The organism is Clostridioides sp. ES-W-0018-02 (assembly GCF_020658175.1).
GTDB lineage: Bacteria > Bacillota > Clostridia > Peptostreptococcales > Peptostreptococcaceae > Clostridioides.
Genome location: NZ_JACVVY010000005.1, coordinates 62,269 through 88,685, shown reverse-complemented (window position 1 = coordinate 88,685; position 26,417 = coordinate 62,269). Strand labels below are relative to the sequence as shown.

Annotated in this window: 21 protein-coding genes; 6 read left to right on the top strand and 15 right to left on the bottom strand. The window is 29.4% G+C overall.

Annotation, left to right across the window (positions count from 1 at the left end; all coding sequences use genetic code 11):
• Positions 1-115: 115 nt before the first annotated feature.
• The 4 genes from IC219_RS13465 to IC219_RS13450 form a co-directional block, all read right to left on the bottom strand.
• Entirely contained in the window at positions 116-1,342 is a 1,227-nt protein-coding gene (locus tag IC219_RS13465) for an FAD-dependent oxidoreductase (protein ID WP_227831439.1), read from the bottom strand.
• On the bottom strand, positions 1,317-1,790 hold the full coding sequence (locus IC219_RS13460; protein ID WP_227434599.1) for a 4Fe-4S dicluster domain-containing protein: 474 nt from the start codon (positions 1,788-1,790) through the stop codon (positions 1,317-1,319). The genes IC219_RS13465 and IC219_RS13460 overlap by 26 nt, the downstream gene beginning before the upstream one ends.
• Complete coding sequence (gene cooS, locus IC219_RS13455; protein ID WP_227434598.1) at positions 1,783-3,684, bottom strand: anaerobic carbon-monoxide dehydrogenase catalytic subunit; 1,902 nt, start codon at positions 3,682-3,684, stop codon at positions 1,783-1,785. Before cooS ends, IC219_RS13460 begins: the two co-directional genes overlap by 8 nt.
• 170 nt (positions 3,685-3,854) lie before the next feature.
• The gene (locus tag IC219_RS13450; RefSeq protein WP_227831440.1) at positions 3,855-4,922 is read right to left on the bottom strand and encodes a CapA family protein; all 1,068 of its coding nucleotides are present in this window, start codon (positions 4,920-4,922) and stop codon (positions 3,855-3,857) included.
• 284 nt (positions 4,923-5,206) lie between these two features.
• Between IC219_RS13450 and IC219_RS13445 the strand changes: the two genes are divergently transcribed.
• Entirely contained in the window at positions 5,207-5,377 is a 171-nt protein-coding gene (locus tag IC219_RS13445; protein ID WP_009888017.1) for a DUF362 domain-containing protein, read from the top strand.
• Between the two features lie 208 nt (positions 5,378-5,585).
• Here the strand turns inward: IC219_RS13445 and IC219_RS13440 are convergent, their stop codons facing one another.
• Both IC219_RS13440 and IC219_RS13435 read right to left on the bottom strand, forming a co-directional pair.
• Positions 5,586-6,131, bottom strand: coding sequence for an FmdE family protein (locus IC219_RS13440; protein WP_413926949.1), 546 nt, complete (start codon positions 6,129-6,131; stop codon positions 5,586-5,588).
• Between the two features lie 147 nt (positions 6,132-6,278).
• Positions 6,279-6,911: a redox-sensing transcriptional repressor Rex gene (locus IC219_RS13435; RefSeq protein ID WP_227434586.1), complete on the bottom strand. Its 633-nt coding sequence runs from the start codon at positions 6,909-6,911 to the stop codon at positions 6,279-6,281.
• Between the two features lie 135 nt (positions 6,912-7,046).
• On the opposite strand from IC219_RS13435, the gene IC219_RS13430 reads away from it, so the two are divergent.
• Both IC219_RS13430 and IC219_RS13425 read left to right on the top strand, forming a co-directional pair.
• The gene (locus tag IC219_RS13430) at positions 7,047-8,960 is read left to right on the top strand and encodes an ABC-F family ATP-binding cassette domain-containing protein (RefSeq protein ID WP_227483540.1); all 1,914 of its coding nucleotides are present in this window, start codon (positions 7,047-7,049) and stop codon (positions 8,958-8,960) included.
• A 15-nt stretch (positions 8,961-8,975) separates the two neighbouring features.
• Positions 8,976-10,352, top strand: a complete 1,377-nt coding sequence (locus IC219_RS13425; protein ID WP_227434584.1) for an MATE family efflux transporter — start codon at positions 8,976-8,978, stop codon at positions 10,350-10,352.
• Positions 10,353-10,501: 149 nt separating this feature from the next.
• Here IC219_RS13425 and IC219_RS13420 read toward each other — a convergent pair whose 3' ends face one another.
• On the bottom strand, positions 10,502-11,152 hold the full coding sequence (locus IC219_RS13420) for a Crp/Fnr family transcriptional regulator (RefSeq protein WP_227434583.1): 651 nt from the start codon (positions 11,150-11,152) through the stop codon (positions 10,502-10,504).
• A 612-nt stretch (positions 11,153-11,764) separates the two neighbouring features.
• On the opposite strand from IC219_RS13420, the gene IC219_RS13415 reads away from it, so the two are divergent.
• From IC219_RS13415 to IC219_RS13405, 3 genes are all read left to right on the top strand, one after another.
• On the top strand, positions 11,765-13,777 hold the full coding sequence (locus IC219_RS13415) for a sigma 54-interacting transcriptional regulator (protein ID WP_227831441.1): 2,013 nt from the start codon (positions 11,765-11,767) through the stop codon (positions 13,775-13,777).
• A 368-nt stretch (positions 13,778-14,145) separates the two neighbouring features.
• On the top strand, positions 14,146-15,366 hold the full coding sequence (locus tag IC219_RS13410) for a M20 metallopeptidase family protein (protein WP_227434582.1): 1,221 nt from the start codon (positions 14,146-14,148) through the stop codon (positions 15,364-15,366).
• A 36-nt stretch (positions 15,367-15,402) separates the two neighbouring features.
• Complete coding sequence (locus IC219_RS13405; protein WP_227831442.1) at positions 15,403-16,758, top strand: APC family permease; 1,356 nt, start codon at positions 15,403-15,405, stop codon at positions 16,756-16,758.
• 134 nt (positions 16,759-16,892) lie between these two features.
• On the opposite strand, the gene nhaC is transcribed toward IC219_RS13405, so the two are convergent.
• The 8 genes from nhaC to ord all read right to left on the bottom strand — a co-directional run bounded on the left by nhaC (position 16,893) and on the right by ord (position 26,285).
• Positions 16,893-18,314, bottom strand: a complete 1,422-nt coding sequence (gene nhaC / locus IC219_RS13400) for a Na+/H+ antiporter NhaC (protein WP_227434580.1) — start codon at positions 18,312-18,314, stop codon at positions 16,893-16,895.
• A gap of 29 nt (positions 18,315-18,343) precedes the next feature.
• Positions 18,344-19,408 carry an ornithine racemase Orr gene (orr, locus tag IC219_RS13395; protein WP_227483545.1) on the bottom strand — a complete coding sequence of 355 codons (1,065 nt, stop codon included), beginning with the start codon at positions 19,406-19,408 and terminating at the stop codon, positions 18,344-18,346.
• Positions 19,393-20,802 (bottom strand): GlmL-related ornithine degradation protein, encoded by a 1,410-nt coding sequence (locus IC219_RS13390; protein ID WP_227831443.1) that lies wholly within the window; start codon positions 20,800-20,802, stop codon positions 19,393-19,395. The genes orr and IC219_RS13390 overlap by 16 nt, the downstream gene beginning before the upstream one ends.
• Positions 20,802-23,006, bottom strand: coding sequence for a D-ornithine 4,5-aminomutase subunit OraE (oraE, locus tag IC219_RS13385; RefSeq protein ID WP_227831444.1), 2,205 nt, complete (start codon positions 23,004-23,006; stop codon positions 20,802-20,804). Before oraE ends, IC219_RS13390 begins: the two co-directional genes overlap by 1 nt.
• Positions 23,000-23,374: an ornithine aminomutase subunit alpha gene (locus tag IC219_RS13380; RefSeq protein WP_227831445.1), complete on the bottom strand. Its 375-nt coding sequence runs from the start codon at positions 23,372-23,374 to the stop codon at positions 23,000-23,002. The genes oraE and IC219_RS13380 overlap by 7 nt, the downstream gene beginning before the upstream one ends.
• A 77-nt stretch (positions 23,375-23,451) precedes the next feature.
• Positions 23,452-24,882, bottom strand: coding sequence for a 2-amino-4-oxopentanoate thiolase subunit OrtB (gene ortB / locus IC219_RS13375; protein WP_227483548.1), 1,431 nt, complete (start codon positions 24,880-24,882; stop codon positions 23,452-23,454).
• Positions 24,875-25,183: a 2-amino-4-oxopentanoate thiolase subunit OrtA gene (gene ortA / locus IC219_RS13370; RefSeq protein ID WP_227831446.1), complete on the bottom strand. Its 309-nt coding sequence runs from the start codon at positions 25,181-25,183 to the stop codon at positions 24,875-24,877. Before ortA ends, ortB begins: the two co-directional genes overlap by 8 nt.
• 34 nt (positions 25,184-25,217) lie before the next feature.
• Positions 25,218-26,285 (bottom strand): 2,4-diaminopentanoate dehydrogenase, encoded by a 1,068-nt coding sequence (gene ord / locus IC219_RS13365; protein WP_227831447.1) that lies wholly within the window; start codon positions 26,283-26,285, stop codon positions 25,218-25,220.
• Positions 26,286-26,417: the final 132 nt, after the last annotated feature.

Below are 26,417 nucleotides of genomic sequence, written 5' to 3'. Positions count from 1 at the left end.
ACTTAATTATAAAAATAGAGCTATCTTTAAGTAAAGATTTTTATAAAGTAAAAATTCTCTATATTAAAATAGCTCTATTTATTATATTCTTTATAAGCTTCTATTCAGCTATGTATTATACACTATAACAAAACTCTCCATTTTCTTTTATGTTAAAGAAGTCTGCATAACACACATCAAATATCCTATTTTCTAAATCAGATATTTCAACCTTATTTTTTATCAAATAAGTTAATACACCTACATATGAAATATCTCCTTGTATAACTGCTCCATAGATTATATTATCTTTAAAAATAAACTTTTTATAACAATCATTTCCATGTCTAGTTAATACTTTATAACTATCATCTACAGGTGTATTCATTCCTATAGAAATGGTTGGTATATCCATAAAATTCATACTATTTTTAAAAGCAAATTCATCTTCTACCTTTTTATCTTTTCCAACCATATTGTGTGCAGCTATAATTCCTTGTTTTACAGCTATAGGCCAAATGGCATTTTTACCTACAACATCCCCTGCTGCATAGATATTTTTTTGTGTTGTTTGGCATCTATCATCTATTATTATGCCTCTGTCATATTCTATTCCTGTTTCATCTAAAAAGTCAGCATTAGGTTTCACTCCTGTAGCTACGATTACCATGTCTGCATCAAGAATTTCTCCATTTGAAAATGCAACGCCTTTAACATCTTTACTATCATCTAAAACAATTTCTTGTATTGATGCACTTGGATAAAATTTTACGCCTTTTTCTTTAAATTTATTTTCGTATACTGATGCTGTATATTCATCTAATTGTCTATCTAGAATATATTTTTCCATAAAGGCCACTGAAATATCCAGCTGTTCATATTTAAATAGACCAATTAAAGCATCTATTCCAACTAATCCTGCCCCTATTATAACAACTTTCTTTGATTTTTCTGCCTTCTCTTTTATTTTATAAATATCATCTATGTTTCTTACAGAGTATACAAAATTTCCTTCTCTTAAATTCTTTATAGGAGGAATAGCAGAAGATGCACCTGTAGCTATTAAAAGCTTATCATAATTTACAGCGATGTCTTCCATTTGAACTAGTTTTTTATCTGTATCTATTCCTTTAACCGTTTTACCTGAAATCCAGTTTATGTTGTTTTTCTCCATAAAGTCTTCATCAACAAAGTTTATTTGCTTTAAAGTTCTGTGTTCAGATATAACATGATGTAGCATACATCTTGAGTATATATTTTCATCTTTAGAAATTACCACTATATTAGAATCTTTATCTAATTCTCTCAATGTTTTTGCTGCATTTATACCAGCAGCACTAGCCCCTAACACTACATAATTCATCATTTTCCTCCTTCTGTAATTCAATTGCACCACTTGGACAATTAGCTACACATCTAGGATATTCTTCATCTTTACATAAATCACATTTAAGTATGTTTTGCTTGCTTCTATCATCTGGTTTTAATAATCCATATGGACAAGACATTACACACATATAACATGAACCACATTTTTCTTCATCATATGAAACGATTCCACTCTGACTATCTTTATGCATTGCACCACTCATACATGCTAAAGCACATTCTGGCTCATCACAGTGTCTGCAAAGAATTGGAACTGGATTATTATGTTTGCTATCTAGTTCTATATGCCCTCTACTATCATTATCTACATTTTCTAAATCAAGAGTATACATGTTATAATCTTTATTATGCTTTAACATACAAGCTAATACACAACTTTTACAGCCTGTACATAAATCTTTATTTATAAAAATTCTATGCATTACATTCCACATCCTTTAACCCTAAATTTTTTCTTCTGTCTATTATTATTTGTTCTAATTGATCAGCTGAAGATTTAGGATCTGGATTCACTATAACATGTCCTCCTGTTAAGTCTTTTAATTTTTCTGTTAATACCTCTGTTACTAACTTTCCTCCTGTTATAAATGGAGGTAATGCTAAATGAAGAGGTAAACCAAGAGCAAGTCCAAAAGCTCCATCAGCTAATGCTTGTTCTTCCAACCATTGTGGAGCTGAAAGCACTAATGGTAATTGTGGTAAATCTATTCCAAGCTCAGCCGCTAACTCTGTTGCTACTATTTCAAGTCTACCTATAGCTAAACATGGCCCGAAATTTAATACTGGTGGTATTCCTAAAGTCTTACATACTTCTTTTAAGTTTTCCCCTGCTAATTCTTCTGCTCCAGGTGACATAAGACCAACATTTTCTAATCCTCCAGTAGAACATCCTGCTGAAAGTACTATAATATCTTTTTTAATTAACTCCTTAGTCAATTCAACAGTATTTATATCATGACCTCCTGCTGTCATATTTGAACATCCTACAACAGCTGCAACCCCTTTAATTTTTCCTTCTGCAATTAAATTAATAAGAGGTTTCCATGAATCTCCTAAAAATGCTTTTAAATTCTTTTCACTTACACCAGTTAAAGACTGCTCAAATCCATGGTCTTTTGGTATATCTATTTCAACACTTCCTCTTCTCTCCTTATAAGATTCTAGTGATTTTTGTATTAATGAATTACTAAGTTCATCTAAATTACTTCTATCTAATTCTATATATTCTGCATTTGCTTTTTTAGCAACATCATCTAAGCAAACCATTTTTACTTTATACTTATCTGCTATTGGCTCAAGTCCAGGTATAGTACAGTTAAATTCAGAAAGAACTATATCTATTGCTCCAGTTGATAAAACAGCTTCACTTGTAAAGTTATTACCCGCATGACCAGCAAATACTTCTTGATAATGTTCTCCTCTTAATTGTAAGTCTTGACCAACACATGTACATCCTACTAACTTAAATCCTTTTGCCCCAACAGATTGAGCTAACTTTATAACATCTTCATCTTTTAATCTATCTTGGAAATTTGCAAATGTTGAATGTTGATGACCTGTTATCATTATATTTATGTAGTCTGGATCTATTACATTAAATCCTACAGGAGCCATTCTTATAACTGGTTCTCCTAACATAACATCATTTAAAAGATTCGTTAGAGTAAGACCATATAACCCTGTTGATATTCCTAAATTTAAACAGTTAACTAACATGTCTACTGGGTCACTGTTTAAGTTTGTTGATGATTTTACTATTGCATCAAATACTTCTGATTTTGCACCACCAGGCATTATGCCTAACTCTTTCCATTTTTTTACTCTAGGTGCATAAGCTATTTTTTCTACTAATTCCATCTTGTCATCTCTTGATTTATATAAATCATTTATAACTTTATCAGCTACTTTTATACATTTATCGTATTTTTCATCACTTTCTATTCCAAACATCTCTGCTAATTGATTTAATGTTTTTTCTCCCTTAATAACACCTTTAGTTATTCCAACATTTTTTAAATTCTTAGCTGTATTTTCTACCACATGTAAATAACAAGCTGCTCCTGATGCTACTGCTCTTAAAAAGTTTCTTGCTACTATAGTATCTGCATCTGCTCCACATACACCTCTTGGTGATTTTGGAGTTACTCTACATGGTCCATTTGAACAGAGTCTACAACAGACTCCTTGAAGTCCAAAACCACATTTAACCTTTTGATCTTCTGTTCTATGAAATGCTGTTTCAACATCCTTTGAAGCTACAAAACTTTCTAATTTCTTGTCCGCACTTTCGCACATTTTACAAGTGTTACAAGCCATTACAAATTCCCCCTTATATTTTTATATTAAAAAAGTAGATTTGATAGTATTATAGCAATTGACTATAATTTAACTATTAAAATCTACTTATTTAATACCACGTTTTCCCAACTTTAAAACAAAATATAAATTATTAAAATAAATATATATATTTATTTTTTTTTACACTTTTAATTATTTAAATCTTTACTTATTTTTTCTAGCTTATTTAAAACTCTATCTTTCTCACTTCCATCTAGTACTTTTGGTTGATAATTATTCCTAGAGCTGCTAGATGTTATTGCTGTTGGTATTATATTTGGCTCTTTAATTGAAGATAGTTTATTATCTGAGAAGGTAAAGGTTTGTTGATATATATAGCTATCTGTATCAGAAGGATTCTTATTTCCTCCAAAACAAAAATTTCCTAAACTGTAAGCTATATACTTATCTTTATACTTTTCTATCCCCTGAACTACATGAGGATGAGAACCTATAACCAGGTCTGCACCCTTATCTATTGCATAATGAGCAAAATCTTTTTGTTTTTTATCTGGAGAATATTCCAGTTCTATTCCCCAGTGAAAATAAACCATAACAACATCTGACTTCTCCTTTATGGCTTTAATATCATCTTCCATTTGTTTTAAGTTTTTTTCATTGTATTCAGTTGACAATCCATTATATCCCAATAAACCTACTTTAATTCCATTAACATCTATTACTGCGTCTTTACCTAAACCAAAATAATTTATCTTATTTTCATCCAGTATGAACTTTGTATCTTTCATACCTTCCTCAAAATAATCCTCTGAATGGTTATTTGCAACACTTACTGCTTCTACACTTCCAGACTTCAAAATGTTTATATATTCTGGTTTGCCTTTAAATGCAAACTTCTTCTCTTTCGCCTTTGATTCATTAGTAAGAGGACCTTCTAAGTTAACTACTGTTAAATCATCTTTTTCAAATATAGATTTTACATTTTTAAGAAAATAATCATAATCTTTTCCTTGTCTTTCAAATTCATGGTCGAAACTACCATAGTATGATGAACCTTTATAGTTTCCCATAGTTACATCACCAGCAAAACTTATAGTTATATCTTGTTTTATAGGCTCTCTTTTTTGTTCTTCAACCTGACTTTGATTATTATTAGAATCTTTTTTAATGTTATTTTCCTTCTCAGAATTATTAGAACACCCTACTACAAATAACAATAAACTCATAATACATATGTAAACTAACTTATTTTTCATGTTAAATCTCCTTTAAAGCAATAAATTCTTAATAAAATATACTCTTTTAAAAGTATAACATTTTTAAATGTACTCCATACATAGCTTTTAAACTTTAATTTTATTTTTAAGGTAAACTTCTCTAAGATAAATAAAAATATAAGCAGATTAAACTTTATTGTAAAACTTTAAAATAAGAATATCATAATAAAGTTTTTGTTGTAGAATTAATTTAATTGTTATATTCAATAATATTTGTTATAATGTTATTGAATTACAATACATATAAAAGGGAGGATTTCAAAATGGCATATAAAATTACTGACGCTTGTATAAGCTGTGGTGCTTGTGAGGCTGAATGCCCTGTTAGCTGTATATCAGCTGGAGACGACGCATATGTTATAGATGCTGGTTCTTGTATAGACTGTGGTTCTTGTGCAGGAGCTTGTCCTGTAGATGCACCTCAACCAGAATAATAATATTCATAAAGAGACTGGCTTAATTTGATTTTATCAATATTAATCAGTCTCTTTTTATTATATATAAATTAAGTAACATTTACTTTTAAATATCATTACTTTACTCCATTGAAATAAAGCATTTATTTCTATTGTATAAATTTAATAGTATTGTATATAATCCTTTTCTTTGACTCTTTTATTGTTATGTATAAACCTAATATCTTTAATTTGATGTTTCTTTTCCCTCTTCATAAAATCTTTCGTATTTGCTAAAGCAATCAAGGCATACCTTCTTACTATCTTGAATTCTTATATATTGCTCAGGTGCAAACTCTCCACACACTTCACATTTAAGAGACTTAAATATTCTTGCCTTTTCTGGAAGTCTTAATTTTGTGTCTGTAATTTCAAATATATCTTCAAATTCACTTTCCAATAAGTATTTTTTATACCCTTCTCTATCCATATCAAATGGTTTTGACTTTACATATATTCTTATAGACTTTCCATTTTCCCTATTAAAAAAATGGTATACTGATTTCCCTGTCATTCTAAGCAGCAAATTCCCTTTACCCATTGTACAACTTAATACAACTTGTATACCATCTATTCCACATGCATCATTTTCAGAAATACATACAATTTCCTCATCTCCTGATTGTTTACATCCTAAATATTCTCTTGCTGCAAGTGCTGCTTTAAATCCTATAGCTAAACCTGGACATTCATGACCATGAAATTCAATTGCTTTTTTCCATAATTCCTCCACAAAACTCACGCTCCCTAATATTATTTATTTGCATACATTATTTAAACTTTTATCCTAATATTTTAAAAAGCCAGATGATTTAATATTAAATCTTCTGACTTTCTCAATACTCTTCATAGTTACTTATTATTAATATGTTTAAGTTGTCTACTTTCCTTCTTTCATCAAATATGATAAAGTAAATAAGCTTTCTGTTAGGTTTACATTTTCAACTATAACACCTTTCGGAACTTCTAAATCTAATGGTGCAAAATTCCATACACCTTTTATTCCGGCTTTTACAACTCTATTAATAACTTCTTGTGCTCCATTTTTAGGTATACATAATACAGCAATATCTATATCATTGTTTTTTATAAACTCTTCTAAAGTGTCTGAATCTAACACTTCAAATTCTCTTATCTTTAAACCTATCATTCTAGGATTTGCATCAAATAAAGCTTTTATCTCGAATCCAGCTTTTCTAAATCCTGCATAATTGGCTATAGCTTGTCCTAAGTTACCTGCTCCTACAAGAACTGCATTATATGGTCGGTCTAATCCAAGTATTTTACCTATCTCAGTATGAAGGGCCTCTACATTATAACCATACCCTTGTTGTCCAAATCCACCAAAGTTGTTCAAATCTTGTCTTATTTGAGAAGCAGTAAAACCTATTATATCACTCAATTCTTTAGAAGATATTCTTTGTATATCCCTATCTAATAAGTCTCCAAGATATCTATGATATTTTGGGAGCCTTCTTATAACTGCCATTGATATATTTTTATTTCCCAACATTTTCACCTCCTAAAAGTGTCCTCTTTTTTGTTTGATTCACAATAAAATATTTCTTTTTCAAAACTAATACATATAACCTTGATTATATTATATCAAAACATTATAATTTTAGATAGTTCAAGGAGGTAGAAATTTATGATTGTTTTGTCATGTAACAACTTAAATAAAAGTTTTGGTATAGATTCTATATTGGAAAATATTAGTTTTACAGTAAATGAAGGCGATAAAATTGGTATAATTGGCATTAATGGTACTGGAAAAACTACTTTATTTAAAATAATATCAGGAATTTATGGCTATGATAGTGGAGATATTTACACTTCTAAAGATTGTGAAATCGGATATTTAGAACAAAATACCAATTTTTATTCGGATAATACCATTTTAGAAGAAGTGTTGGAAGTTTTTAAAGATTTGATAGATATGGAGTCCTATTTAAGAGAATTGGAAGTTAAAATATCTGAGGAAAGCACAAAAACAAACTCTCCAATTTTAGAAAAAATCATGGATGAATATTCACATAAGTTGGAATTATTTTCAGATTTAAATGGATATGGATATAAGTCTGAAGCTAAGGGAGTTTTAAAAGGATTAGGATTTAGTGACAATGATATGGATAAACCAATAAGTATACTTTCTGGTGGTGAAAAAACTAGGGTTCTTTTAGGAAAATTACTTCTTAAAAAACCAACTTTATTATTACTTGACGAGCCTACTAACCACTTAGATTCTGAAGCAATAGAATGGTTAGAAGTATTTTTAAAACAATACAAAGGTACTGTTATGCTAATATCTCATGATAGATATTTCTTAGACCAAGCTGTAAATAGAATTTTTGAAATTCACAATAAAAGACTTAGAGTATATAATGGTAACTATTCTAAATTTGTTGAACTGTCTAAAATAGAAAAAGAACTAGAACTAAAAAAATTCGAAGACCAACAAAAAGAAATAAAAAAACAAGAAGAATCTATTGAAAGACTAAAAGCGTATGGTCGGGAAAAGCACCTAAAACGTGCAAGAAGCAAAGAAAAAGCATTGGATAAAGTGGATGTTTTGGATAAGCCAGAAGCTTATAGAAAAAAAGCTCGTATACAATTTACTCCATCTGTTCAAAGTGGGAATGATGTCCTTCAAATTAGAGACGTCTCTATGGGATATGGAAAAAGAATACTTTTTAAAGATTTAAACTTAGACATATATAGAGGAGAGAAAGTTGCTCTCATAGGTGCAAATGGCATTGGTAAGTCTACATTATTTAAAATAATAACTAATGAGCTACAACCTATTAATGGTAATATTAAATTTGGAACTAATGTCCATGTTTCTTACTTCCATCAGGAACAAAAAACTCTTAATTTGGATAACACTATAATTGATGAAATTTGGGAAAACAATAATCATCTTACTCAAACCACTTTAAGAAATATGTTAGGAGCATTTTTATTTGTTGATGAAGAAGTTTTCAAGAAAATTTCTACATTAAGTGGTGGAGAAAGAGCTAGAGTGGCTATACTTAAACTTATATTATCAAATGCAAATTTCTTATTGTTAGATGAGCCTACTAACCATCTAGATATTGATTCTAAAGAGGTTCTTGAGGAAGCATTAACTAATTATGATGGTACTATATTTACAATATCACATGATAGATATTTTCTAAATACTGTTGTAGATAAGATTCTTGTTTTAGATGAAGATGGAGTTACTGAATATTTAGGTAACTATGATTATTATATTGATAAGAAAAGACAAGTTCAAGAAATGAGTATTGTTGAAGAGAAAGAAGAAAAAACAAGGACTCAAATAAAAGATGAAAAAAGAAAAGAAAGAGAGCAAAGAGAATCAGAAAAGAAAAATAGAATAAAAAGGCAAAGTATAGAAAAAGAAATTGAAAAACTAGAACTTAAAATTGAAGAATTAGATGTGCTATTGTGTCAAGAGGAAGTATACTCTAATCCTGAGAAAGCTAAAGAAGTCAGTCAAGAAAAAATCAGTTTAGAAAATGAACTTTCCTCTCTATATGATGAGTGGGAAGAGTTTATGTAAAAAGGAGAGGATTATTTGCAAGCATTGTTTTCTTTAAAGGATGAAAATAAAAGGTTTTACAAGATACTTCTATCTTTATGTATACCTATTATCATACAAAACTTAATTTCTACATCTGTAAATGTAATAGATACAGTTATGATAAGTAGTTTAGGTGAAGTATCTGTAGCTTCAGTTGGAGTTGCAAACCAATTTTTCTTTCTTTTTAATATGTCTCTGTCTGGTATTACAGGCGGGGCTGGAGTTTTTATTTCACAGTTTTATGGAAAAAAAGATATTAGTAATATAAGAAAGGTTACAGGTCTTACCTGTATATTAGCACTTGCTTTAAGCTTTGTATTTGTTATCCCTGCTCTACTAACACCAAAACCAATAATACACATATTTTCTTATGATTCAGAGGTTGTAAGACTTTGTATAGACTATTTTAGTATCGCAGTATTTAGTTATCCATTGATAGCTATAAGTACAGTATTTAGTACTGGTTCTAGAGGTGTTAGGAATCCTAAGTTGGGTATGATTTGCAGTGCATTTGCTCTTGTAACAAATGTTATTTTAAATTATGGATTTATATTTGGTAATTTAGGGCTTCCTGCATTAGGCGTAAAAGGAGCTGCTTTAGCAACTGTAATTGCAAGAATATGCGAATTAATTTTAATGCTTACTTATGTGTATTTTTATAAAAAAGACTATATATTAAAATTTGGGTTGAAAAATCTAAAGGCTATCGATAAGATTTTTATCAAATCTTTTTCATCAAAGAGTTTCCCTATATTTGTAAATGACTCTGCATGGGCAGTTGGAACTGTCCTGTATTCTGTTGCTTATTCAAGAGCAGGTACATCTGCTATAGCAGCAAGTCAAATAGCAACTAGTACAGGTAACTTCTTTATAATGACTGCTGTATGTATTGCATCTGGTGCATCTATTATGCTTGGTAATGAACTTGGTGCTGACCATATCAAAAGAGCCATTGAATATGCTAAGAAATTTTCTATACTAGTGTTTTTAGCTGGTTTAATACTTGGAGTTATTTTAATTTTAAATATCCCATTATTATTAAAGATGTTCAGTGTTTCTGATAGCTTGTCTTCTGATATAACTAAAATATTTTTTATAATGGGTATACTAATGGCTCTAAAATCATTTAATACATTAATTATAATTGGTATTTTGAGAAGTGGTGGAGATACTAAATATGCTCTATTTTTAGAATTAGGATGTATGTGGTTAGCTTCACTTCCTTTAACTTTTATAGCTGCATTTAAAGGTGCACCTATATTCATCCTTGTTCTACTCACTTACAGTGAAGAAGTTGTAAAATTTATATTTGGGGTACCTAGAGCATTATCTAAAAAATGGGCTATTAACATAGTTAAGGAAATTGATTAATAACAATAGTGTATTTTAGTAGTATATAATACTTTAAAATAGTATCACTGAAAACAGCTAAATTATTTCTAGTTTTCAGTGAAGCTATTTTTTATTTTTTATATAAATTATTATATTATATTTTAATTAAATAACAATAATATTAATAACTATTTATCTTCTAAAAATTCCTTTACTTCAAAGGCTAATCTATGTAATTTATCATAATTCAAAACTTCATATGTGCTATCTATTTTTTTAATTATACCCTTTTCAATTAAATTCAATAGGGAGTGGTATCTACTTTTTCTACTGATTGAATAAATTTCACTAAAATTACGAATATGCTTTGCTTTACATATACTATGCTCTTGTTTTTTTAAGATACAATAAGCAATAACTTCCGTACAAGAAAATAATTCTCTTACCATTCTAGTTTTGTACAACTCATATATTCTTCTTGTACATTTACTGTGAAATAATTCAATAAAATCTCTTTTAAGATATAACTCATCAAATACATCTTTTTTAAATCTAAATAATCTTATATTAGTTTTTGCAAATATATCACATTTCAAGTTATGTTCATATATATAACTAATTTTACCTATAAATTCATTTTCTGGTACAATATCAACAAGAAATTTATTTCCTCCTCTAGTGGAACATTCTACTAATGCAACTCCCTCTATTATAAAAAAGACTTCTTGCAAATCTTCATCTGATGCTACAAATCTTTGCCCTTTTTTATATTCAACAATGGATACTTGATTTAAATTATTTTTAATAATTGGGTATATGCTCGTCTCTTCTGCTTTCATTAAATTCTCCTTTTATGATATATTGTATAAAATATTCTATTTATATATTTTAATTTAGATTAATTTTTAACAAAAGATAATATAACAATTAAATTAATCTTGACAAATCTATTCTACTCAAGCAGAATAAACTTATACATATATATTTTCATATATTATTTATTTTAATATAATTCTATATTTATGAAATTGTATTATCAATAGAATTTGTTAAAATAAATTTTTTAGATGTATATTATAATTTAATCGAATAGAAATGAAAAATATACATACATTTTGAATTTTAAGCAACAATTAGGGGGATTTGGTGACAAGATTTAATTATAAGGAAGAAGGTTTCTATGTATGATTCTCAAAAAATCATATCTAGGCACCTTCTTTTTTGTATAAAACGCTATTAAATTTAAAAGGTTAGATATAAAGTTATTGATGTTATATAAAAAAGATATTAAAATTAAATTATTTTATAGTATTAATAATGTTTAATAGTTTAAGTATTAATATTATATAAGTTTTGTACAATTTTAGATACAATAAGATATATTGATTATGGAAATAACCTTCCTGTAAATATTATTAAAAACTATTTATTATATAAATAAGGAGAAATCAATGAAAAAATCAGTAGCTTTAGTAAATGATAGCAGAAAAGATTTAATAGATTTTTTGGAAAATAACTTAAAGTTAGTTTTTGGAGATTACATAAAAATTAACAGATACTTTATAGATGAAATAAATAATGATGATATTATAAATGATGATGTAATATTGGTAATGTCTGTAGAAAGATTAGACAAAATTATAAATAATATATTAGACAAGAAAAAAGTTATTGTAATAAGAAGAACTTTTAAGGAAGATAAAGTATATGATTTATTATCCTTACCACAAGGTACAAATGCTTTAATTGTAAATGATTCTGATGAAACTACTTTAGAGACTATAAGCTTATTTTATAAGATTGGAGTAACTAATATTAGACCAGTTCCATATATGAACGAAAATAATTATAAAGATATAAAGATAGCTATAACTCCAGGAGTTCCAGAAAAAGTCCCTAGTTCTATCTCAGATATTTTTGATTTAGGTCATAGATATATAGATATTTCTACCTTTATAGAAATAATAAACTTATTACAAATCGACTCAAAAGAAATACAATCTAATCTGGTTAAATACTCAGAAGAAATAATAAGTTTAGACACAGGTATAAAAGATAAATATAAAGAACTGTTTTTAAAGATAGAAGAATTAGATACAATATTGAACTTATCAAAAGATGGAATATTATTTACTTCAAAAGATGGTGTAATAAATACATATAATAGTAAAGTAAAAGACATCTTAAACATAAAAGAGGATATCTATGGTAAATATATTCAAGAAGTGTTTATAGATAGTTTAAAGGTTTTATTAAATGAAAAAGAGATATTGGACAAGGTTATTATATTTGATAAAAAGTATATAAATGTAAATAAAAAAAACATATACAATAAAGATGAAAAAATGGGTACATATTACAGTTTACAAGAAATAACATACATAAAAAAGCTGGAACAAAATTTAACTAAAAAATTAAGAGAAAAAGGGCAAATAGCGAAATATACATTCAAAGATATAAAAACAAATAGCCCAAAGATGCTTGAATGCATAGATTTAGCTAAAAAAGTTTCTAAATCTGATTTAAGTATACTTATTAGAGGTGAAAGTGGAACTGGTAAAGAACTCATAGCCCAATCTATACACAATAATTCAACTAGAAAAAATCAGCCATTTATAGCAGTAAATTGCGCAGCTGTTCCTGAAAACTTACTAGAAAGTCAGTTATTTGGATATGATAAAGGTACTTTTACTGGGGGGCTAAAAGAAGGAAAACAGGGATTATTTGAATTAGCAAATAATGGAACTATATTCTTAGATGAAATTGGCGACATGCCCTTAGAACTACAAACAAAGCTACTTAGAGTTCTCCAAGAAAAACAAATAATGCCTGTTGGTTCTCATAATATAATTAACATAGATGTTAGAATCATATCAGCTACTAATAAAAACCTAGAACAAATGATTGATAATAGTAGATTTAGAGAGGATTTATATTATAGATTAAATACAATTCCAATAAATATACCTCCTTTAAGGGAGAGAAAAGAAGATATCTTAATTATTATGGAAGATTTAATTAATAAAAAGTTATTGATTACACCAGAGGCAAAAGAACTTATACAAAACTATAAATGGAAAGGTAATATAAGAGAACTCCAAAATGTAACATCTTACTTAAATATTATGTGTGATGATATTGTACTTGAAAAGGACTTACCTCCAAACTTAAGGACTTTAGATAATAAGAATTCCCCATTAAAACTAAAGTATAATAAAAATGATATTTTAAATATACTAGAATTGTTGATTTTAAATAAAGAATCAGATGTTGGTATTGGTAGAGGACTAATTTTGCAAAGATTACTAGATAAAAATATTCAAATTACTGAAGGTAAAATAAAAAAAATATTTGAATATCTAAAAAAAGAAGAATTTATAATTTGTAATTCGGGAAGATATGGAAGTAAAATAACTCAAAAAGGAGAAATCTTTTATAGTAAATTAAAGTATGAAACTCTATAAGTTTATCAACTATTAAATAAAAAATCTATTAGGGAATAGTTTGTCTCCTTAGTAGATTTTTTTGTTTGCTAAATACATCAAAATTATAGTCTATTTTTATCTAATTAATAGGAATTAATAGGAATAGGATAAATAACAATTTTCCTATTTTTTTTATAAATACTCATATATAGTGCAATCTTTATCCAAAACAAAATTTTTTACTGAAAATTGCAATATAATATTTATTTTTCATACTTTTCATACAATGTAATGATTTTTTTTATTCAATATTTTTATAAAAAACAAAATTCTTAAGTAAAAAAACATGGCATAATAATTGCTTAACTATATTAACAAGACAATAAAAAGTAATTGGAGGAATAAAAATGCAACCAGCTTTAAAATTAAAAAATCAAGTTAAAGAATTAGAAAAAGATTTTGTAATAGAAAGTTGTAATTCTATAAAACCTTGGTTAATAGATGTTAGAAGAGAATTACATAGAATACCAGAATTAGCTCTTGAGGAAAATCTTACAAAACAAAAAGTCATTTCTTATTTAAAAGAAATAGGAATTGATTATATGGAATTTACAAAACACAATGGAATTATGGCATACATTTTAAAAGAAAATGCAGATAAAACTATTTGTATAAGAGCAGATATGGATGCGCTTCCTATAGAAGAAGAAAACGATATACCTTATAAATCAATACATAATGGAAAAATGCACGCTTGTGGTCATGATGCGCATACAACAATGTTACTTGGAGCATGCAAAGTACTCTATTCAATGAAAGATAATCTAAATGTAAATGTAAAATTTTTATTTCAACCAGCAGAAGAAGGTTTTGGTGGAGCAAAGTTCTTGGTTGAGGATGGGTGTTTAGAAAACCCTAAAGCTGATTATATATTTGGGCTTCATGTCATGCCACACATTAAAACAGGATTTATTGAAACAAAATACGACACATTAAATGCAAGTGTTGATACTATAGAAATAAGTGTTAAGGGTAAAAGAGCTCATGGTGCGTATCCTGAAAATGGTATTGATGCAATAGTCACAGCTTCACAAATTGTTACATCACTACAAACCATAATAAGTAGAAACCTAGAACCAAATAATGCTGCAGTTTTGACTATAGGCAAAATATATGGTGGTGATGCACATAATGTAATATGTGAAGATGTAAAATTAGAGGGTACATTGAGAACTTTAAATAGTGAGACAAGAGATTTTGTAATTAATAAGATTACTAAAATTGTTGAAGATACAGCATCTGCATTTGGATGTATTGGAACATTACACGTGAGCGATGAAAATTACCCTGCTGTTATAAATGAAAGGGAATTAGTAGATACTGTTATTTCAAGTACTAAGGAATTACTTGGAGAAGAAAAATTTATACTGAGAGCAAACCCTTCATTAGGTGGTGAAGATTTTTCTTTTTATACAGAACATTGCAAAGGAGCATTCTTCCATTTAGGGTGCAAAAACGAGGAAAAAGGACTGACTTCACCTCTTCATACCTCTAAATTTAATGTAGATGAGGATTGTCTTCCAATAGGAGTTATGATGCATGTAATGAATACTTTATATTTTAATTAATATGGTAATTAATAAAAGAATAGGAGATAAATTAATATGGAAAAAGCTAAAAAATTAGGGTTATTTAGTATGATATTATTAGGAATTAATAGTATCATAGGTTCAGGTATATTCTTACTACCAGGTAAAGTTTACAATCTAGCGAGCCAAAATAGTATATTTATATATATTTTTGCTACACTTCTGGTTCTATCAATACTTTTATGTTTTGCAGAGGCTGGAAGTATGTTTGACAAAAATGGAGGTGCATATTTATACTCCAAAAAGGCATTTGGTGATTTTATAGGTTTTGAAGTTGGTACAATGTCTTGGGTTATTAGAATCATATCATGGTCTACACTAGCAGTAGGATTTGCAACAGCTTTAGGTGCATTTTGGCCAGAAGCTGCTACTGAATATAAAGGATATATCGCAGTGGCATTAGTAACATTACTTTCAATAAACAGCTTATTTGGAATTAAAAGTACAAAGATAATGAATAATGTAATAACCATAGCTAAATTAGTACCATTAATAGTTTTTGTAATAGTAGGAATATTCTTTATAAAATTTGGTAATGTTGTTCCTTCAGGCAATGTTGTAAATTCTAGTATAGGACCAGCTATAATATTAGTATTTTACGCGTTTACTGGATTTGAATCATTTGTTGTAGCAAGTGGAGAAATGGATAATCCTAAAAAAAATCTTCCAATAGCATTAATAACTACAATATTTATATGTGCAATAATTTATATCTTAATTCAAGTTGTCTGTATGGGTATACTTGGAGACAAATTATTTGAAAATAGTATTCCAATCGCAGACGCTTCAAGCGTATTTTTAGGCAATTATGGTAAAGTATTTATATCTGTAGCAACATTAATATCTATATTTGGAATAAATATAGGTTCTTCAATAGTAACTCCCAAGTGTGGTTCTGCTCTAGCAGAAGAAGGCTCTCTTCCAGCATTTATAGGAAAAACAAATAAATATGATGCTCCATATGTAGCAATAATAATATCTTTAATCTTCTGCATACCACTTGTATTAACTGGAAGTTTTGAACAGCTTGCAGTAATGAGTGTAATTGCCAGATTTGCTCAATACATACCAACTTGTTTAGCCGTAATAGTTTTAAGAAAAAAAGCAGATATCCAGGCTTCATTTAAAATTCCTTTTGGCCCTGCTATACCAACAGTAGCTATATTAGGTAGTTTATGGCTGTTACAACAAGCTTGGGTTGAAGATATGTCAAAACCTATAACTCAAAATAGAGTTTTGATAGGATTAGGAGCAATGTTATTGATAGCACCTTTATATGTACTTATGAAAAAAAACAAAAAAATTGAATGTGAGTGCAAAGATAAGTCAGAAGATTCAAAATTATATGTTCCAAGAGAAAAAATTCAGTAATATTTTATAGATTGCTTGACATTCTTTTTTATTTAAAATCTATAGAAAAAGTTAATAAAGACCTAAACTTTATTATTTACACAAAGTTTAGGCCTTTATTTTTTATAATAAGTAACATATATCAAATACTATAATCAAACATCAAAATTCAAACAAGTTTCAGGTTCATCTTCTATTTTTGCTATTTTAAACTTACATGCAATTAATGCTAGAGATACCAATGGATTTATGATATTTAATAATGCATATGGACCATACGTTAATGCAGATACACCTAATGTTGCTGTTATATACGCTCCACATGTATTCCATGGTACCAATGGAGAACTTAAAGTTCCACTATCTTCTAAAGCTCTTGATAACATCTTAGGATGTATACCTCTCTTTTTATATTCCTTATTATACATTCTTCCTGGTATAACTATAGACAAGTATTGTTCTCCTGCTATTATGTTAGTAACTGTGCAAGTTACCATTGTACATAATACTGTTCCAAATACACCCTTTGCTAACCTTAGTAAAGAAGAAGCTACTGCTTCAAGCATGCCTGTTTTTTCTAAAATACCTCCAAGAGATAAGGCACATATTGTTAAAGATACAGTAGACATCATATTCATAATCCCACCTTTAGACAATAAAGCATCTACCTCTTCTACTTGTGTTGATGAAACATATCCATTTTGTGCTGCATCTAATATTACATTCATAGATTCTCCTTGGAAAACTACTGCAAACAATACTCCTAATACAGCACCTACTATAAGCCCTGGTATAGCAGGAACTTTGAATATAACCAATCCAATTACTATTGCTGGAGCTAATAATAATACTGGTGATAAAGTATTAAATGTAGAATCTAATGTAGACCTAATTAGCTCTATCTGTTTTATATCTAATGCTTGACCTGAATACTTCATTCCGATTACACCATAAATTACTAAGCAAATTAATAATGATGGTATAGTTGAATATAACATATATTTTATATGTGTAAACAAATCTGTTCCTGCCATTGCTGGTGCTAAGTTAGTCGTTTCAGATAAAGGTGATAGTTTATCTCCAAAGTAAGCTCCAGATATTATAGAACCCACTATTAATCCAGTTGGCATACCTAAACTTTGCCCAATTCCTAAAAGTGCCACGCCTACTGTACCCATTGTACTCCAAGATGACCCTGTTGCAAGAGACACTATTGAGCAGACTAATGTGGATGCTACTAAAAAAATATTTGGTGATAAAATTTTTAGTCCCCAGTAAATCATACATGGAACTACTCCACTTACTATCCAAGTTCCTATAAGCACACCTATTATAATTATGATTAAGATTGCTTGCATTGCCATCTTTATACTATTAAACATACTTAATTCTAGGTCTTTCCATTTAAATCCAAGCCTATATACAGCTACAAGGCCTGCTACTGCTGCAGCTCCTATTAGTGGTACATGAGGTGATGAGCCATACATTAATACCCCTAAACTTAAAAATAATATCAAGCAAGTAATTGGTATCATTGCATCAAACAGATTTGCTTTTCTACATTCTCGCTCTTTCATAAAATAATTTCCTCCTAATTATTTGAACACTATACTATAATTTTCTTTGAAACATATTCGCTTGTACTAGATGACATGATACCTCCATAAGTTAATAAAAAATCTACATTGTCGCCTAATTTATAATCACATTTTGTATTACTTACATCTAATATCATGTGGTCTGAACTTGCCCCTAATATCTCTATATCAGTGTCTATTGGAATTAAAGAGTCAATATTTATGTCCTGCTTACCTATGGCTATAATTGCCCTTTTTAAGATTCCTTTATCTTCATAAACAGGTTTATTTCTAAACGCATCAACTCCTATTTCTCCAATAGGAACTGATGGTTTTTCTTTACATTCAACTATTTGACATATTAATTTGAATACATCTTGATATGTCCCATTTATATTTTTACCGTATGCCGTTTCTCTACCAAGTAAAATAGATTCACCTATTCTCAAATTATTAATACCTTCTGGCATATTATTACTTGTCATTAAATGTATAGAACTTGAATTACCTCCTGATACTATTTCTAGATTTATTCCAAATTTACCTTCTATCTTTTGAGCTATACTTACTAGCCTACCTGTATTTTCTTTAGATGGTATAATAGCTCCATAACAAGTTAAGTTTGTAGCTATACCAATTATTTTAATATTTTTTAGTTTTACTATCTCTTTTATACTATTAAAGAGGTCTTCTTCATAAAAATACCCTTCTCGTAAATCTCCTAAGTCAAACATAAGAACTATATTATGAATAATATTTTTACTTTCACATAATTCATTTAATTTCTTTATAGTTTCTAATTCTGAGTTAAAACTTATATCACAATAATTGATAACTTCTTCTAGTTCACTTATCATGGGTATTCTAATTAGTATTTTAGGTAAATTTATATTTTGTAACTTTTTTAAGTTTTGTATTCTTGAATCTGCTATATGATCTATTCCTTCATTATATACTGCTTCTACTATTTCTTTTCGTGCACAAAATGATTTAGTTACGAAAGATACTTTAATGTTTCTTTCATGACAACTCTGTAAAATTACTTTAGCATTATGTCTTAATTTTTCTATATCTATTTCTAATCTAGGGTACATAGTCCTTCCTCCTTGAAGTTTAAACTTTTTAGTAGGAGCTTAAGAGATGCTTCTTCGTATTTTTTAGATAAAACCCCTATAGATGCCATAATATAGTCATTATCTATCAATATCTTTGTTTTTTCCTTTGGAAATAGTAATTCTTTATTTTTATTGTATTTAGTTATACCATCTAATATTTTAATTCTACTAGGGAGCCTAGTAAGTGCTCCCCCTGTACCCACTATATATCTTACTTCTGTTAAATCTTTTCCTTCTGCAATTTTGGTTTTTCCAGTTGTTCCATAAATATTTCTTATTTTCCCTGAATGCCTTAACATAGCTTTAATAACAGCTTCTTTTGTCAATCTCTCCACAAATAATATTTCTTCTTTTGATTTTGGTATTGGTGGATAATTATCTATTACTTTATCAATATCTATAGATAATTCATTTTGTAAATTTTCTTTGCCTATAACTTCTACTATATTTTTCATATTTACATATACACCTAAATCTCCCTCAACACTTCTCTTAGCTACAGGTTCAGGATTAACTAATATTTTATTAATATAGTCACTCCCATATGTAACAGAATGCACATCAGTAGTTGCTCCACCTACATCTAGAGTTAATAAATCTCCAATATTTTTATATAAAAGTTTAGAAGCTTCCATTACAGCCCCTGGAGTTGGGGTAATATTTTCATTAACCATTTCTTTGATATACCTCATTCCTGGCGCTGTAGTTATGTGGTCTTCAAACACACCTTGAATGATTTTTCTTGTAGGTTCTATATTCAATAAATCTATTTTAGGGTATACATTTTCTGTTATATAAAGCTTATAATTCGTATCTTCAAATATTAACCTTACTTCTTCTTGATTTTCAACATTACCAGCATATATAACTGGTATACCTAAACTCATAGAAGCTATCATTTCAGCATTATAAATAGCTGTATCTCTTTCTCCATAGTCAACTCCACCAGCTATTAAGATTATGTTGGGATTTATTTCTTTTATTTTCTTTAAATCAGTTCTTTTAATTCTACCTGATGTTACTTGACGAATAACAGCTCCAGCTCCTAGAGCAGCTTCTTTAGCTGCTTTTACTGTCATATCATACACTAATCCATGAACAGTCATTTTTAATCCACCAGCTGCACTAGAAGTTGCAAACATATCATTATACTTTATATCATCTACAGATAATTTATTAGCTAAATCTTTAATAGCACCCGATAAGCCATTTCTTACATCGCCACCTTCAAATACTGTTGTTGGAGCCTGACCTTGACCCGAAAATACAGGATTATCAGAATCAATATTATGGAAAGCGTTTACTACAGTGGTAGTACTTCCTATTTCAGCTACCAACACATCTATTTTTAAAGAAACTTTTTTATTCTCCATTATTTATTATTCATTTCTCTTCTTTTTTCAACTAAGAAAGTGGCTACATGTATACCTTTGCTGTTTCTTCCAAATCCAGCATCTATTCCTTGTTCAATGGCTATTTCAGGTGTTACCTGTGTTCCTCCACAAGCAATCATTACTTTATCTCTTATACCTTTTTCTACACAATAATCGTGTAATTTCTTCATATTTTTATAATGAATATCATCATGACTTATTATTGTAGATGCAAGTATTGCATCTGCATTTAGCTCTATTGCTGCGTCTACTAATTTTTCTACAGGTACAGAAGTTCCCAAGTAATGACATTCTATACCATATTTTTCAATACCACCATGTTTTATATCTATTATTTCTCTTAAACCAACTGAGTGTTCGTCTTCTCCAACTGTAGCTGAAACTATTTTCATAGGCTTTTCTTCTATATCTGCTCTTATTTCTTCATCAGTTAGTACTTTAGGTTCTTCTGGTATTACTAAGTCATTTAAATCTATATCAAATGGAACTCTTCCCTTCACTTCTATCCTAGTGCCTTCGGATTCATGCATAACTTCTCTACTTATAACTTCAACTTCTTGTAAATTCATTTTTTTGACAAATTCCAATGCTGCAAACTCAGCTGTTCTTTTATCAGTAGGAAGCATCATTGTTATCATCACAATTCCATCTGCACACCATTCCATTTCAGGTTTGATTTTAGTTCCACCTCTGTATTCCTCTGATTCTTTTAGTCTATTTTCTACATTATCAAAATCATCAAGTTCATCGATATATATTATTTTGTTTGGATTTTCAAATGTACATCCATCTATTAATATTGATGGATTATCTATAGCTTTTTCATCATATTGAGCTACATTATTGTATCCAAAGTGAGCAGTTACAGGTGCTAAATAATCTTTATCTCTTTCATAAACAGTACCCTCACCAACTCCGCCTTTTATTTTTCTAGATATACCATCACCATTTCTTTCTGGATAATTTCCTGAGTCAACGAAGAATCCTTGTTCTACTGATTCAAAATATCCTCCAACTTCAAAGATTTCTTCCATATATAGTACAGCTCTTTCTTTAAGCTCTCTTGCTTTGTATCTTAATTCTCCAACATCCTTAAGTTCTATCATATCCATAAGACCATCCATGCCAACTAAAGCTTGCTTTGCTGTATCACATGCTTCTATGTTGTATATATGCCAAGGTACATTTCTACCTTCGTCAGGTGTTATAGTTGATTGTATGTCAGCTCTAGTTAGTACTGATGTTAATAAATTTAATACATGAGTAACTGTTGCTTCTCTAGTTGATGATTCCATATATTTAGTATTCATTTGAGCTCTCATCTTATAATCACTAAATAATTCTCTAAGTGCAACAGCATAAGGTAAGTCTATTCTTAAACATGGTGCTGGAGGGGCTGTTGGTGGCACTGTTGATAAGCATATATTACTTTTATCTATTCCTATTTTTTCTGAAAATATAGAATTTAAAGCGTGTTGAACCATAAGTTCAGGCATTACCTTCCATGCTTCTCTAGCCGTAGCATTAGCATTATGTGCTCCATCTATTTGAGCTATATTTGCAAAAGCCATTATTTGCTTAGCTTCACAAGCATCTACAAAAGATCTTACCATGTTTATATTTCTATATAGAACATTATATTGTGGGTCTTGATGTGCTCCATTGACCCCTTCTTCAGCAAACATTACTGCTACTTCAGGACCCGCAACACCACTTACATATGAATGGTAATTAATAGGTCTACCAACTTCTTCTTCTATAAAGTCAAGAGCTTTTCTTTGAGCTCTTACTTGTTTTCTTGTTATTGGAACACCTCCTATACCTTGAGGGGTTCCTTCTATAAGTCCGTCAAAATGTGATTGCCCAGCAGTTCTAATGACCATTAAGTGGTCAGCACCGTGATGAGCTGCCATCCTCATTCTTCTTATATCATCTTCAAATCTTCCAGAAGCTATTTCAGTAGTAATAATTGGGCTTGGTTGAGGGTCTATATTATTAAAATATTTAGATGATGGTAACCCTACACTCTTCTTTAAAGGTTTTGTACAGTCTTTATATTCAAAAGGTCCCATTTCAAGATTTTCCAAGTGTTCTCTCCAAACCCAACCTCTTCTTTTTGGTTTATATTTATCCAAATCTTTTAATATATAGTCTATATCTAATTTTTTATTTTCCTTTAACATGATTCTACCCCTTCTCTAAATAAACATGTAACTTCATCCCAATATTCACCATTAACTAATAATAAACCAGCTTCTCTAACTGATATATTTTTAGATTTAGCAAGCTTATAAACTACATGCCCTGCTCCCTTACCTATAAGACCTCTTTCCATAACACCTTCTAAAATAGGTTTTACCTCAAGAGAAGAAAATCCCATTCTTAACAAAACAGACCTTTCTATTGATGGCGTTGTATTCTTTTTGCCAAGGTCTATCATTGGTTCTATTATCTGGGCAGCTAAACTCCAAAATCTTTCTTTTAACTCATCATCGCTCAATTTCTGAAGATGTTTTCTTCTAACCTCAAAATCATCCTCTCTTTTTTTCATGAACATTCCCCCATTCATATTAATTTAAGTGAATTTTCCAACTATTCATTTCATGTTAAATTAAAAAATAGTAATTATTATAAATTATCTAACGTATCAATAACAAAATCTCTTGAACTTTTTACTTCTTTCATTAGAAACTCTATATCTTCATTACTTAGACTATTAACATCATCAATACCATTATGAGATATACAATTTTTTATAAATGATTTTCTTATTTTATTTATGTCGATATCAACACATTTTAATAATTCTGGTCTTTCTGGTAATATTAAGTTTACTCCTGCAATTTCTTCTCTTGGATTTCCAAATTTTATATCTATTCCATTTTCTTTTGCAAATGTAAGCTGTGGACATATGTGTTTACCTGCACCTGTATACTCTGTCTCTTGTACTACTACAACTTTATCTTCATCCAATTCTTGTGCTAAGGAAAATGCTGCTGCTAAAGATGTATTTCCAGCAGGTCCTCTTTCTATACCTTCCAACTGTGCCAATAATTCAGTTGTATAGAAAACTTCTCCTTGTTTTACTAACACATATCTGTCCATATATCTAAGTGGTCTAGCTGCAGACCTAGGTACATCTGACCTATCAGGCCATGTACAGAATGGTATACCAAAACCTGTATGTCCTGTTGTAAATGATTTTTTATTAAATTGACTATCACTAGCCATGTGTAATCCTTTTAAATCAACACTTGCTCCAACTACTTTTGTGTTAAGAGAACCAGCTTTTATTAGTCCTCTTGCTGTTCCAGTGAGATTACCTCCACCTGCATTTGTACAAACAACTACATCAGGGTCTTTTTTATATTTTTCTCTAAATTGAATAGCTAGCTCATATCCTAAAGTTTCTACACCTGCAATTCCAAATGGTGAATATAACGATGCGTTAAAATAGCTTGTTTCTTCTAGTAGGACTAAGAATGTATAAAATAATTCTGGTCCAACAGTTAATTGAATAACTTCTGCACCATATGCCTCACATTTTCTTGCTTTCTCTATAATCTCAGGTTGACCTAGACCATTAGAATCATAACATTCTTGAACTATTATACATTTTAAACCCTGCATTGCTGCCTGAGATGCTACAGCTGCTCCATAGTTACCACTAGTAGCTGCTATTACACCTTTATATCCCATTTTTTTAGCATGATATACTGCAGTAGCTGCTCTTCTTGCTTTAAAACTACCAGATGCATTCATTGCTTCATCTTTTACAAATATTCTAGCACCTTTACCTTCTGGAGCACATCTTCTGGCCAACTTAGTTAAATTTTTAAGTTCTATTATAGGAGTATTTCCAACAGCATATTGTGATTGAATTGCTTCAATATCTTGTAATGTATATCCTGTTTCACCCATCATTTTTTCATAGTCAAATCCTATTCCTTCTTGTTCAAAAGATGAGTAATCCAATCCAATTGCGTTTTTCATTATTTCATTGTTTCTTCCCATGACAGCTTGATAGCTCATATCTTTCATTGATGCTGCATTATTCATTATATACACCTCCAAATAATATTTCTTTAGCCTGTATTCCTATTTGGAGTAACTCAGGTATACATTTACCATAATCATGAGTATAATATGGATTTACTTTAAGTAAATCACCTTTTACAAGTCTACCCGTAATTGTTTTAACTTCTACTAAATCACCTATAGAGGCATCCTTTTGTATAAACCCTTTAACCCACATTTCTAAGGATACTTTCTTAGTATCCTCTGGAACTTGTGGAGCTCTTTCTTCTGGAGTCAACACTATATTGTGTATAATAACCCAATCATTAATTTTAGCATCCATTTTTTCATCCCCTTATCAGCTAACTGTTATTTTATTAATTTGCTTTTGACTCTTCTTCTAACTCAATTTCTATCTGATTTCTTATATCTCCCATTATTGCTCTAGGTACTGGTATATCCAACATAGTTTTAAGGCCTGGTCTAGCATTTATTATTAATGGAATAGAGTTTACTATCATTGCATAAGTACCTACCCCTCCAGGTATTTCAGGATTTATTTGTAAATCAATATTTGGTATCCCTTTTATTGATACATAGTCTCCTGTTTTAATACCTTCTGCTTCAGGTATTATCTGTTGTGGATGCTCCATTTCAATTAAAACATCTCCATTTACATATCCATATCCACATTGTCTACAACCAGCAACATTTCCAGCCAATGCCTCTCCGTACTTAGATTTTCTATCTACTGTAGTCATTATTGGTTCTTTTGTTTGTTCTATCTTATCTAGTTTCCATCCTAATCCATCAGCTATCATATTTATTGATTCTACAAATCCTACATGACCTGCTATAGTATTATTTTCTACACCTTTTATGAACTCTTCTTTTGTTACTCCAACACCTTGTTCTACCATAACAGATTTTCCAAATGGTGATAAATCATTTACCCTCTTCGCTTTTATACCATTAACTTCTTCACAAGTACCTGAAAGCGCTAATACTAGTAAATCTAGTACAAACCCTGGATTGATTCCTGTTCCAAGAATACTTACTCTATTCTCTTTTGCAACTTCATCCATTTTCTTAGCCAAGTCTGCATCATCAGCTTGTGGATATGCCATTTGTTCTGCTGTTGATATAACATTTATTTTTCTATTTAATAAGAACATTATTTTATCAAAAGCCTTTTTAGTAAATGAATCAGTTGCTAATAAAACAACATCTACACTTTTTTCTTTAAAAACTTCTTCATAATTTCCATTGATAATAACTTCTGTTCTTTCTCCTCTTTCAATTCCTAGGACATCATACATACTTTTACCTGAAGTACTTCTACTGCAAACAGATACTATTTCTATACCTTCTTTTTTTAAAATCATATTAGCCATGCCTATCCCCATAGCTCCAAATCCCCATATACCAACTCTTACTTTTCTCATATATACACCCTCCTAAAAATTTATATTCTTAATTATTAGTTAAAGCATGAATCGTGCCAACTTCAAAACAAAAATAAATATTTATTAGAACGTTGAAACTATAATTATCTTGTTATGTATTTTCATAAATAA